The sequence below is a fragment of the uncultured Kushneria sp. genome (assembly GCF_947497025.1).
Taxonomy (GTDB): Bacteria; Pseudomonadota; Gammaproteobacteria; order Pseudomonadales; family Halomonadaceae; genus Kushneria.
Map to the genome: position 1 here is coordinate 301,004 of NZ_CANMFC010000006.1, position 12,414 is coordinate 313,417.

11 protein-coding genes are annotated in these 12,414 nt (G+C 55.0%); 5 read left to right on the forward strand and 6 right to left on the reverse strand.

All coding sequences use genetic code 11. The annotated features are described in order from the left end of the window. Positions 1-51 precede the first annotated feature (51 nt). Positions 52-1,248 carry an MFS transporter gene (locus Q0931_RS13120; RefSeq protein ID WP_299260975.1) on the forward strand — a complete coding sequence of 399 codons (1,197 nt, stop codon included), beginning with the start codon at positions 52-54 and terminating at the stop codon, positions 1,246-1,248. A 126-nt stretch (positions 1,249-1,374) separates the two neighbouring features. Here Q0931_RS13120 and Q0931_RS13125 read toward each other — a convergent pair whose 3' ends face one another. Beyond that, positions 1,375-1,845, reverse strand: a complete 471-nt coding sequence (locus Q0931_RS13125; RefSeq protein ID WP_299260977.1) for a DUF4168 domain-containing protein — start codon at positions 1,843-1,845, stop codon at positions 1,375-1,377. 142 nt (positions 1,846-1,987) lie between these two features. Here Q0931_RS13125 and gmhB point away from each other — a divergent pair, with 142 nt between their 5' ends. The 3 genes from gmhB to Q0931_RS13140 all read left to right on the forward strand — a co-directional run bounded on the left by gmhB (position 1,988) and on the right by Q0931_RS13140 (position 4,443). Beyond that, on the forward strand, positions 1,988-2,569 hold the full coding sequence (gene gmhB, locus Q0931_RS13130; RefSeq protein ID WP_299260978.1) for a D-glycero-beta-D-manno-heptose 1,7-bisphosphate 7-phosphatase: 582 nt from the start codon (positions 1,988-1,990) through the stop codon (positions 2,567-2,569). Positions 2,570-2,684: 115 nt separating this feature from the next. After that, entirely contained in the window at positions 2,685-3,917 is a 1,233-nt protein-coding gene (locus Q0931_RS13135) for an FAD-dependent monooxygenase (protein WP_299260980.1), read from the forward strand. Next, positions 3,892-4,443, forward strand: a complete 552-nt coding sequence (locus Q0931_RS13140) for a DUF924 family protein (protein ID WP_299260983.1) — start codon at positions 3,892-3,894, stop codon at positions 4,441-4,443. The genes Q0931_RS13135 and Q0931_RS13140 overlap by 26 nt, the downstream gene beginning before the upstream one ends. Before the next feature lie 44 nt (positions 4,444-4,487). On the opposite strand, the gene Q0931_RS13145 is transcribed toward Q0931_RS13140, so the two are convergent. Further along, positions 4,488-5,216: a polyphenol oxidase family protein gene (locus Q0931_RS13145; protein ID WP_299260985.1), complete on the reverse strand. Its 729-nt coding sequence runs from the start codon at positions 5,214-5,216 to the stop codon at positions 4,488-4,490. Positions 5,217-5,537: 321 nt separating this feature from the next. Between Q0931_RS13145 and Q0931_RS13150 the strand changes: the two genes are divergently transcribed. Beyond that, the gene (locus Q0931_RS13150; protein ID WP_299260986.1) at positions 5,538-6,644 is read left to right on the forward strand and encodes an NADH:flavin oxidoreductase/NADH oxidase; all 1,107 of its coding nucleotides are present in this window, start codon (positions 5,538-5,540) and stop codon (positions 6,642-6,644) included. Positions 6,645-6,671: 27 nt separating this feature from the next. Here the strand turns inward: Q0931_RS13150 and Q0931_RS13155 are convergent, their stop codons facing one another. The 4 genes from Q0931_RS13155 to Q0931_RS13170 are packed head-to-tail and all read right to left on the reverse strand — an operon-like array spanning position 6,672 to position 11,760. Next, on the reverse strand, positions 6,672-7,424 hold the full coding sequence (locus tag Q0931_RS13155; protein ID WP_299260988.1) for a PEP-CTERM/exosortase system-associated acyltransferase: 753 nt from the start codon (positions 7,422-7,424) through the stop codon (positions 6,672-6,674). Continuing rightward, the gene (locus tag Q0931_RS13160) at positions 7,421-10,222 is read right to left on the reverse strand and encodes an EAL domain-containing protein (protein ID WP_299260990.1); all 2,802 of its coding nucleotides are present in this window, start codon (positions 10,220-10,222) and stop codon (positions 7,421-7,423) included. Before Q0931_RS13160 ends, Q0931_RS13155 begins: the two co-directional genes overlap by 4 nt. A gap of 55 nt (positions 10,223-10,277) precedes the next feature. Continuing rightward, on the reverse strand, positions 10,278-11,477 hold the full coding sequence (locus Q0931_RS13165; protein ID WP_299260992.1) for a hypothetical protein: 1,200 nt from the start codon (positions 11,475-11,477) through the stop codon (positions 10,278-10,280). Then, a complete protein-coding gene (locus Q0931_RS13170) occupies positions 11,446-11,760 on the reverse strand; it encodes a hypothetical protein (RefSeq protein WP_299260994.1) in 315 nt (104 codons plus the stop codon). Before Q0931_RS13170 ends, Q0931_RS13165 begins: the two co-directional genes overlap by 32 nt. Positions 11,761-12,414: the final 654 nt, after the last annotated feature.

A 12,414-nucleotide genomic window follows, 5' to 3' on the forward strand; every position in this document is an offset into this window, starting at 1 on the left:
GGCTCACACTGCGCCACTCCTGTTCAGTTTCGACTAAAAGAGGCGTTTGCCGTGACATCCCGGGATAACACCCCAGGGGGCCTGCCCACCCCCTTGCTGCTCTTGATGGCCGTGGCCACCGGCATCTCGGTGGCCAGCAACTACTATGCTCAGCCGCTGTTACACACCATTGCCCAACAGCTCGATCTGAGCTGGTCGGGGGCCGGCATTATCGTGACCACCGCGCAGCTGGGTTACGCCGCCGGGCTTTTACTGCTGGTACCGCTGGGCGACATGATCGAGCGGCGCCGGCTGGTGGTCACCATGATGCTGCTGGCCACCGCGGGTCTGGTGGTCAGCGCCCTTTCCACCAATCTCGCCGTGCTGCTGCTGGGCACTGCCATTACCGGCGTTTTCTCGGTGGTCGCTCAGGTGCTGGTGCCCTTTGCGGCAACGCTTGCCGCTCCGGAACAGCGCGGTCGCGCCGTGGGCACCGTCATGAGTGGCCTTCTGATCGGTATCCTGCTGGCGCGCACCTTTGCAGGAGCGCTTTCGACACTGGGCAACTGGCGGCTGGTCTACATGGTGGCCGCTGTACTGATGCTGATCACGACCCTGCTGCTCTGGCGTGCCCTGCCCAGGCTCAACACCCATGCAGGACTTGGCTATGCAGCATTGATTCGCTCGGTCGGCACACTGCTGGCAACGCATCCAGCGCTGCGCCTGCGCGCTGCGCTGGGGGCGTTGACCTTTATGCTGTTTGCCGCCTTCTGGACACCGGTCGCCTTTCTACTTTCGGCGCCGCCCTGGCAGTTCAGTGACGCCACCATCGGCCTTCTGGGGCTTCTGGGCGCGGCGGGGGCCCTGGTCGCCCCCTGGGCCGGCCGTCAGGTAGACCGCGGGCGGGCGCGGCTGACCACCACGTCGGGGCTTGTCCTGCTGTTGCTGGGATGGCTGCCGCTGTTTCGGGCCGAACATTCCCTGGTGGCGATCATCATCGGCGTGCTGGTACTGGATATCGCTGTGCAGCTGGTCCACATCACCAATCTCAACATGGTCTATCGCATCGACCCGAACGCCCGTAACCGTCTCAATGCCGCCTATATGGTGAGCTACTTTCTGGGCGGGGCCACCGGCTCGCTGGCCTCGGCCTGGCTTTACGGTCACAGCGGCTGGACCGGGGTCACGGCCTTCGGGGTGATCACAAGTCTTGTGGGGCTTGCGATCTGGTGGCGCGGGCATCGCCATGAGGCCCGCCTGCCGGCGTAATCGATTCATGGTCTGGACCGGACTCAAAAAGCCGTGAATCAGGCTCAAAAAAGCCGGCCCGCCAAATGGCGGGCCGGCTTTTTACTTCCCCTGCTGCAACGTACTACCCCGCAGGGGTATCAAGCGTTACTGTGCCGGCGGCTGCTGTTGCGCCTGCGACTGCATGGACTGAAGCTGCTTGTAGAGCTGCGGGTCCATATCGATCAAGCGCTTTTCCAGTGCCTTGTCACGCGAGGCGTCAGTACCGATCTGCTGATACTGCTGCACGGACAGGTCATGCTCCTTGAGGGAATCTTCCGTCTTGCTCTGGAACTCCTGCATCAACGACTGCGCCTGCTGCTGGTCCTGCACGTCCTGAGTGGAGAGGTTCTTGATGACCGGAATCATGTCGCGATTGACGTCCAGAAACGAGCGCAGTTCGTCATCCTTGTACTGCTTTGACAGTGTGCCAGACTCAACGGGCTGGGGCTGCTGCATCTGCGCAGGTGCCTGCTGCTGGCCCTGCGAAGTGCCCTGACTGCCGGCCATGGCCATTGGGGCGGCCAGCATGCCGGCCGTGATGAGCGCCGCGCCAAGCATCGAAACAGGCTTTTTCATGGTGAACTCCGAAAAAAGAATTTGATTCAATGTAATGTAGTCATTGCAGGGCGTCCAGAAACCAACTGTGAACGCAGTGTCGGAGACCCTCGCGATTTCACACCAACACCCGATTTCGGGGATCATTGCAGAGAGTGACGACATGAGTGCAGGACTGATTATTCTCGACCGGGATGGCGTGATTAACGAGGATTCCATCGAGTTCATCAAAAGCCCCGAGCAGTGGCTGGCCTTCCCCCAGGCACTGGAAGCCATTGCCCGCCTGCATCAGGCCGGCTGGACGCTGGCGGTGGCCACCAATCAGTCCGGCATTGCGCGCGGTTACTTCACCGAAGAGACCCTTGAGGCGATGCATGCGCGAATGCATCGCGAGGTCGAGGCGGCCGGTGGGAAGATTGATCATGTCGTCTACTCCCCCCATGGCCCGGAGGATGACAGTGACACCCGCAAGCCCAAACCGGGGCTCTTGTATCAGATTCGCGATCTGTGCCGGCTCGAGTGCCTGGATGAGGCCTGGATGGTCGGCGACAGCCTGCGCGATCTGCAGGCCGGCCAGACCGCGGGATGCAGAACGGCGCTGGTGCTGACCGGCAAGGGGGAAATCACCCGGGGAGATCTGGACCAGCTCGACCGCCCCGACGACGTCGTGATTGCCGATTCGCTGCTCGATTTTGCCAATCGGCTGCTCTCCGATGATCCGGCCATGACCGCCTCTGGTCAGTAACGGCCGTCAGTAACGGCTTGCGGCACCGACGCGCACGCTCCACGCGAGGTCGGCAGGCGTCGTTTATACTTGAGCCTTGACTTCATACGGCATTATTTACACGGATGGCGCAACCATGACAGACACCAGCACGATCAAATCCGACATCGTCATTGTCGGCGGCGGCATTGCAGGGCTGGCCATGGCTGCCCGCCTGGCGACGCACACCACGTTCACCATCACGGTGCTCGACGGTGACCATGCCCCCAAAATGCCTGATGATGCGCTGCAGCTTCGCACCACCTCGCTCAATAGCGCGGCGCTGAATCTGCTGAAAGAGGCCGGCGTCATGGCGCATCTGCCGGCGCGCTTTCTCACCGACTTCAATCGACTCGAAGCCGGCAGCCGCGACGCACCGGATGCGCTGAGCTTCAGCGCCGAGGACATCAACCTCCCCCGTTTTGGCGTCTTTGTTGAAAATGACCGCCTGCGGGCGGCGCTGTGGCAGACGCTGACCACGATGGCGCAGGTCACCCTCATCAGCGAAGCACGTCTGTCATCGCTTCAGCGCCATGACGACCACGTTGACGGTCTGCTCGATGATGGTCGGGCGCTGGACATCCGCCTGGTCATCGGCGCCGACGGCGCGCGCTCTCATGTGCGCCATCTGGCCGGTATCAGCAGCCAGCAACGCGACTACGCCCAGGAGGCCATGATCATCAACGTGCGCCTGACCGAATCACCGGGTCACACCACCTGGCAGATCTTTACGCCCGACGGCCCGGTCGCCCTGCTGCCGCTGCATGACCGACAGGCCTCCCTTATCTGGTATGACCGTCCGGGACAGATTCAAAAGCGCATGAGCATGAGTGATGACACGCTGCGTGCGGCCATCATCGAGGCCTTCCCAACACGCCTTGGACAGATCGAGGCCATCATCGAGCGCGGCCGTTTCCCGATTCGCCGTCTTCATGCCCAGCGCTACGTGGGCAAGCGTGTGGCACTGATCGGCGACGCTGCCCACGTCATTCACCCCATGGCCGGCCAGGGCATCAATCTGGGACTGGCCGATGTGGTCTCGCTGGCCGAGGCCCTTGAGCATGAAAGTGATCCGGGCAACGACCAGGCGCTGAGCCGCTATCAGCGCCGCCAGTGGCCGCGCAACGCTGCCATGCTGACCGGTGTCGAGCAGCTTCACCATCTTTTCACCCTGCCGTTTGCCCCCTTGCGCACGCTGGCAGAAAGAGGGTTAAGAGGGGCGGACCGCATGGGGCCGGTCAAGCGCTTCATGATGTCACTGGCCACCGGTCAGCCGCTGACCACCGGCAAGGGGTCCACGGACCATGACGCATCGTCACGACAGCGATGACGTCCTCACCTTCTGGTTTGAGGAACTGACGCCCGGGCAGTGGTTTCGACGCGATGAGGCTCTGGACAACACCATTGCCGCACGCTTTGGCGCGCTGCTGGCGGCAGCACGCCAGGGCGAACTTTCTCACTGGCGTAACAGCGACCGCGGACGCCTGGCCGAGATCATCGTCATCGACCAGTTTTCTCGCAACGTGTATCGCAATGATCCACGCGCCTTCTCCCATGACCCGCAGGCGCTGGTGCTGGCTCAGGAAGCCGTGCGCCTGTGCTGTGACCGACGGCTGTCGCTCAGGGAGCGCCCCTTTCTCTACATGCCCTGGATGCACAGTGAATCCCTGGTCATTCATCGAGACGCCGTGCGGCTGTTCGATCAGCCCGGGCTTGAACGCCACCTCGACGTGGAGCATCGCCACCTGGCGATTCTCGAGCGCTTTGGCCGCTACCCGCATCGTAATGACACTCTGGGCCGTACCAGTACGCTGGAAGAAACGGCCTTTCTGACCACCCCTGGCTCGTCGTTTTGAAGTCCTCAAGAACAGCGGCATTGTTTCACGTGAAACATCCGGGTTCAGGGCAGGATTACGAGCCCCGAATGCTGATTGGGCAGTTTGGGCCGCTGCTCGGGGTCGGGATGGGTCAGCGTATGGCGCCGATGACTCTGAAATCGATAGGCCCCCGGGTCAGAACCGTCCAGCGGCCCGGTACTGCCGTCGACCAGCGTAGTGATCGTGCACTGATCAAGATGGACAATCTCCCCCACCCCTGCCGCCTCGAGCTTGTGACAGGCGATGGCGCCGAGCGCCAGATGGCACGAACGCGGCGACATGACCGCCTCCGGCACCGCCAGAGCCGCCCTGAACCGATTGACCAGCGCCTCGCTGACCTCATAGGCCTGGTGGCCGGCGGCCGGCCCGACCACTGCCGCCCACTCGGAAAGATCGCCCCAGTGCTGGACCATGATTTTCGCCAGCATCGCCTCGACAATGCCATCCAGCAGGCCACGCCAGCCGGCGTGCAGAGCGCCGATATAGCGCCCGCTGCGGTGGGCGAACAGAATCGGCAGGCAGTCTGCCGTGACAATCGATACGGGAATGCCGGGCCGGTCGGTCAGAAATCCGTCCGCACGTCCGCACGCCTGGTCCGGCGTGCTGACCGTGACAATGCGCGTGCCGTGCTCCTGCTGTTTTTTCGGTCGCGCTGATTCGAACTCGACAAGCACCTCGGGCGTGAGCATCTGCCGATGGCCGAAGCCGTGTGCAATCGATGGTATGTCGGACAGCAGCGAGGATTGAATCATCAGTGGAGCTCCAGTGATGCAACGGTCAGGTACTGGACTGGCACACAGCGTATGCCCACGCGTCCAAGACACCGTGGTTAGACAGGGCAAGCCAAAAAACAGGCAAAAAAAAGCCTGCCAGAGGATGGCAGGCGACAAGAATACTTCTTGCAAGGGATCATTCAAGGGAACACTGACTTTGAGTCCCCCTGTGGTGAAGAGTTCCTGATAGAGGCAAAAAATTTTCGATGCCTCCTATCGATTTTGATAGCGTGCTAATGGCTTTGGTCTGTGCCAGACTCCTGACCCTCTGCTGGCTCCCCCATTCCAAGGAGAACTGTAATGCCCTCCCCTCGCCTTTTCGAACCCCTGACGCTCGGCAAGCTTGAGCTTGCCAACCGCATTCTGATCGCACCGATGTGTCAGTACTCGGCATGCGATGGCAACGCCACCGACTGGCATACCATTCACCTCGGCCATCTGGCGCTGTCAGGCGCCGGGCTGCTGATTCTTGAAGCCACGGCCGTGTCACCGGAAGGGCGTATCAGTCCTGACGATCTTGGACTCTGGAACGATGATAACGAACAGGCTCTGAAAGGGACCCTGGACGCCGTACGGGCACATTCAGACATGCCGCTGGGCATTCAGCTCGGCCATGCCGGACGCAAGGCCTCCACTCATGTGCCCTGGGAAGGCGGCGCCCAGATTGCACCGGATGCACCGCGCGGCTGGCAGACCGTCGCCCCCTCGAGTGTCGCCTACAGCGAGGAAGAAAACGCCCCGCAGGCGCTTTCCATCGAAGAGATCGCCGGAATTCGTGAGCAGTTCAGAGCGGCGGCCGAGCGCTCGGCGCGCCTGGGCATCGAGGCGATCGAGATTCATGCTGCCCACGGCTATCTGCTGCATCAATTTCTATCGCCGCTCTCCAACCAGCGCAGCGATAAGTATGGGGGCAGTCTGGAAAACCGCATGCGCCTGACGCTCGAGGTCTTCGATGCGGTCCGTGATGTTTTCCCACAGGAGCGCCCGGTAGGCATCCGTATTTCCGCGACGGACTGGGCCGACGGCGGCTGGAGTGTAGAAGAGAGCCAGATGCTGGCCCGCGAGCTCGATGCACGCGGCTGCAGCTTCATTCATGTCTCGAGTGGCGGATTGACCTCAGCCCAACAGATTCCGATAGGCCCAAACTATCAGGTACCGCTGGCACGCGCCATTGGTGAGGTCGTTGACATGCCTACCATTGCAGTAGGGCTGATTACCGAGCCGGAACAGGCAGAAGCCATTGTGGCGACCGGAGACGCCGATGCCGTCGCACTGGCTCGAACCATGCTATACAACCCGCGCTGGCCGTGGCATGCCGCTGCGACATTAGGGGCTCAGGTGGCTGCGCCAAGTCAGTATTTGCGCTCGCAGCCGCATCAGTACAAGGATCTTTTTTTGACGCGCTAGAGTTTCATCGATCGCCGGCTGGCAGGCTCAGGCATTTTGCCATTCGGCGATCTCTGCAATATCCCGGGTATGATTGACAATACTGAGGCTAAAACACTCAACAATATACTCGTACAACTCATACATTTCAGGATGCAGTTTTCCCACTGCTTCTTGCCAGTCGCTATAATAAATGGCTCTTTTACCGTTAAAGTCCAGATATTGACTGACTCTTGAAAACTTGAAGCCCGAATATGATAGAAGTCTTGCCAAAGACGGTTCCATCATCGCAAAACCATATCGACGTCGGGATATCTTGCCCAACGCCAGAACAGATAAAAACAGACCTGCTTTTAAAAGAGACGCCGTTTTAATGGCCTCGGCAACATCACTTGTATGGGACCTTGCACTACTGATTCGCCTGATATCACTCAGTATGGCTACTCTGGATATTTCACAAACTTCCTGTCTTTTTAAAAGATTTGGATGTTGCTCGTTGTCTTCAAGCAGGGCGGCAAATTTTTTCTCAAGCGGCATCTGGTAAAAGACCGAATTTTTATCTCTAGAAGGCAAGACAAGCCTGACACAGCCAACGGCCTGTTGATTATCCTTTCTTTCGATCAGGCAATGCAGCGATCTTTCATCGAAGTCGTCCTTTTCAATGCCTTCTCTGATATTGACAGGCTCAAAACCCAATTCTTCGCAATAAACAGCATGTCTTAACGAATAAACCCTTTTTTTCTCTTCTTCACTTACGGCAAAAATGACATTGTAATCATTTGAAAAACTTTCCCTGTTCATGCGTCTCTCGATTCTTTTAACATACTAAATGCTTCTTCTGGCCTGACAGGTAGTCCAATATAATATCCTTGTGCATAATCAACATTTAGTCCTTTTAACGATTCAAGAATCAGAGGATCACTAACAAATTCGGCAATCACTTTTTTCCCAAACCCTTTTGCCACATCGGCAATGGCCTTGACGACCAATCTATTTTCCTGTGATTCGAGCATGGTGCTGACAAACGAGCCATCTATCTTGATGTAGTCGCTCGGCATTTGCCCAAGATAATGAAAACTGCTGAACCCAACACCAAAATCATCCAGCGCAATTTTACAACCCAGCGCCTGAACCCCTTTCAAAAGATTATTGGCAGTCGAAAAATCGGTAACAGCGGCAGTTTCAGTTACTTCCAGAATAAGACGAGCCGGATCAAGACTTCTGGAACTCAACGCCTGTTCCACGAAAGCTCTAAAGCTCTCATCCTGAAGCGTTGTTCCAGAGATATTGACAGCAAGATTGACAGACTGATCCTGTAGTTTTTTCAGTAAATCGAGACTTTCATTCAAGACCCACCTATCGACTTCAACAATAAGGCCACTTCTTTCAGCAGCAGGTATAAAAAGACCGGGCATGGCAAGTTTGCCATGTTCATCTCGCATACGAAGCAATACTTCATAGTGCTGTATGGTGTTCATTTCGATACTTGCGATAGGCTGTACCGCAAGCTCAAATCGCTTTTCGCTCAATGCCCGACGTATTTCGTCCTGCCAATAAACACGCTCCTGTAGTTCACTGGTATCGTATTCATCGGGAATCAGATACCACTTATTGCCGCTTGCCTCCTTTGCCTTATACATTGCGAAATCAGCATTGGCCATGAGCTTTACATGATCGGTGCCATGCGCTGGATAAAGCGCCACGCCAATGCTTGCCATGGCACGATGGCGACGACCGTTTTCATAAAAAACAATATTTTCGAGCTTGCGGGACACTCGGGAGGCCATATGACATGCGTCATCTACACTGGCGTTTTCAAGCAAAATCGAGAACTCGTCCCCCCCCTGACGGGCCACAACATCCTTGTCACCGACTTCTTCAATCAACGCCTGAGCGACAAGCTTTAACAGTTGATCACCGGAATGATGACCTCCCAGTTCGTTAACATCCTTGAACTGATCAAGATCGAGATAAAGTACGCCCCCTTTATTATTCTTGTCCCCCATAACGCTTTTTAACTTGTTTTCAAAAAAGCGACGATTATAGAGCTCTGTCAGAGGATCACGATTGGCAAGCCAGGCCAGTCTCTTTTCGGCCTGCTTGCGAGCCGTAATATCAAGCCCGACCGAAATAAAAGTGGCTTCATTGGCATCGGGCTCCAACGGAGCATGAACCCAGGCAACGATAATATCTGCACCGCCGTGGGTCCTTATTGTGCTTTCCTGCTGTCGGGTCCCGCCCGATAGCCGTATTGCAGAACGCATTCTCAGATTGAAAACCTGCTCAAAGGATGCCCCTTTCAGCGTACGTTGCTTACCCATTACTTCCTGAGCGTGACGGTTGACCAACGTAATATTTCCATGCCTGTCATGGGTCAGTATTAACACGTGAGCATTATCAAGAAGTCCGCCGATAAAGTCCTTTTCACGTGCAAGTTCTCTTAAGCGTTCCGATAATTCCTGGTCACGTGCGGACACCTTGTCTTCAAGGTTTTCCAACTGACCGGCAAGGTCAAAAGCGGCCTTGTCCAAAACATCTATTTCGTCTTTCCATTTTTTATCCTTTACTTTCGTCTTGCGTCTGACTCGATCAAATTCGCCAAGCGCGAGAGAAGGTAAAACACCTGACAAGTGTCTGAGTCTAGCCATGGGTTTCCAGAGGATCATGAAAATAAATATTTCAGCCACCAGCCAGCCCAACACTGCAATAATAAAAGTGCTTCTCGTATTCTCCATAATCCCCTTTACCTGAGGGGTAATGTCGGATATCAACAAAAGATGGCTAACATCACCACTGCTCTGGAAGCTTTCAAGCGGCATGGCGAATATTTCGTAGTTCCCATGATCGAGATCCAGACGAACAGATCTTGATGTCATTGATTCAAGAGAGTTTGAACGAGCCGCCTTTCTAATAAGCGGCAACTCCTTTTTTTCGTTCGTAAGAGCGATAATAGAGCTTTTCCAAGAGGGCAAATAATGTGAACGACTTCCAGCCTCTCCACCATTGATTAAAAGAGCGACATCTCCCCCCGAACTCTTGTTGGTATACAAGATGACATCAATCATTGAACTTGTAACCACCACAATACCGACGCTTTCGCCGTCCTCGAGGACCGGTACAGCAATATACTGACGGCAGACATCTGTACAAATCAGGGTTTTGGCAGGCATTTCATCAAGGATGACATTTTGCTCCCACGCCCTCATTGAATCACCGGGGATGCCTTCCTGTGGATTGCCAAAGGTAGAAACGCTTTGGCCTTCCATATTCAGAACGGAAAGGCTTTCAATTCCCACTTCGATTTGAAGCGTTGGCCACTGAGAATGCAGTGTTTGATCAACGAAGGAATAGTTTCTGCTTTTCAGGGCCTGTCCAAGATTATTGGATGAGGCAACAATGCTGGCAATCTTTTGAAGATCGTTGAAGGAACGATCGAGAGCCATATTAATATCTTCGATGCGTTTGCTATAGCTGGCTCTTTGTGCAGATGTAAACTGCTCCGAAAGATTTTGGTAGCTAAATAACGTAAAGGTACCTGCCAGGCCCACCATTACCAGGCTGGTCAATATAATGGCGCGCCACTTTAGACTGAAATTCATATGACTCTCTCAGAATGTCTGTGGCAGTTAAATACGCCTTCATGAATAACGACTTTTAAAAGCGCCATGAAGCCTGGAAAAGAAGCATATCCCAATACCTGTCTGATTCGTCCTGATTTCTGGGTAGCCAGCCTGTGCCATCGACATGATGATATTCGGTCGAAAGTAACAAATCGGACGTGGCATTCCATTGCAGTCCCAGAGTCCAGTCCTTGGCAAACTGTGAGTGGTCGACTCCTCTGCCATCAGATTCAAACTTCTTTCCCTTTGGATCGGCTCGATCATTAACGAGAGAGTCATATCTCAAGAGCCACTGCCAGTCTTCAAGAAAACGCTGGGTATATTGGAGGTACCAGCTTTCTCCAGTAATACTCTGGTCAGAAGCGCCGCCCTCAAAAGACTGACGCCTTAGCGCATATTCACCAGTGATACTCCAATAACCATGGTTGTATTGAAGCGACATGATAATTGGCTGAAAGGAATACCGGTCAGGAGCACCAGGCGGCCCATCAATATCTATATTGGCCTCTGCCACGGTCAGGGCGGCCACGATGCTGCCTGAACCATGCTCATAGGCAACCTGACCAATCGAAGACAAGGCACCATCGATCGAGGCCGGAACTCGCGATCCCCAGATGGTTTCCTTGACGTTACGATCCGTATTGGCCTTGCCGACGCCTGCCTGAAAATGAAGAATGCCGGAAGGCAAATGCTCTTCCTCGTAAACGGAAATTCCCTCTGAAGACAGGGCCGGCGCACGGGTACGATCAAAATATATTGATTGAGGTAGAAGTATGCTGGGCCTTGTGAAGGCAACATCGCGCGTCTGGTTGTAAATGCCAAAGGGCTGTTTCAACTTCCCGATCTGCACACCGGCTACACGCTTATTACCCGTAATGAACTGATAATCCAGTAACCCGTAATCCAGTTTGGGCTCATAATGGCTATTATCATCACCTGCTCGCCGACTTAGAACCTGAGCAGAGATTAGTAAATTATTGGTCGGACGCATTGACGCATTCACGCCAACTTCCGTGTATTGAAGGCTGCCGCCATCCTGGCTGCTGGGGCCAAAGAAATCGTTGTGCCGGCTGACGATCAGCGCCTGACTCAGAAAGCCGTGCACCTGAACGGTATCAAGAACATCGGCATGCGCCGGTGCAGTGCCGGCGGCCATGGCGCCTATCACCAATGTGGAGGCATACAGGGCGCGCCAGCCGCAATTACTCCACTGAGAAAGCGCTGACGCTATCATCCACGGCTCCTTTATCCAGATAGCCCAGCCCGCCCGGGGTACTGGCCACACGTTGTCGCATCTCTTCAATCGAACCAACTTCATTGGGCGCCTGTCCCGTGCCGGAAAAGACCAGCCGGTCCCAGGACAGGCGTAATTGGTGGGGGTAAACGCCAAGAATTTCCTTGGTAAAGCGCTCGTGCAGAGGATGCTTGTCCGGCAGCACAAAAACATGTGCCGCCTCGCCATTGGGCAGGGTGCGCTGGCGCATGGCAAAAATGGCACGCACGGTTTCCCGGGTCATGCTGCCTGGAGGGATCGATGGGTTGGCGATCAAAACCACCGATTCCTGAGCATACGCCGCCTGGCCGCAACAGAGCAGCAATATGGCTATCGATACAAGTACCATCATGCCTTTCGGCATTTTTCAGGCTCCCGGCCCCTGCCAGACAAAAGCCACTTCCAGCTACCACGGGCAGCATGAATCGGCGCATCTCATCAGCGGTGATCTGATATGAGACGTCCATCATGCCTGCACGGCATAAGCATCAAATGCTCAAGAAGCAGCGTTTCATCCGTGCATATCATCATCAATCAGGTTTTTACAGGTCAATTGACATTAAAAGAACAGACTAAAGACTGTCATGACCCCCCTGTATTAATGCCTTTTCATTGTTTTTCACAAAATGATAACGCTTACATTAGAGATGTATATGTGCAGATTGGGTGGTATGGCGCATACTTTTCACTTAATCGGAAAAAACTTCATTATCATTAGACTTTTAGTATTTCTGACAATAAACAACCGACGTTTAACATGATTTGGTCTGATTTCAAAACAGGTCAGCGCTTTAGAGCTCGAGAAAAGGAGCAAAAAAAATGGTTCTTCGTCACTTCATGTGGATTTGGCCTGATCGAGCAGGCGGCCCACCGGACTGCCGATCAGGTAGATCATCGC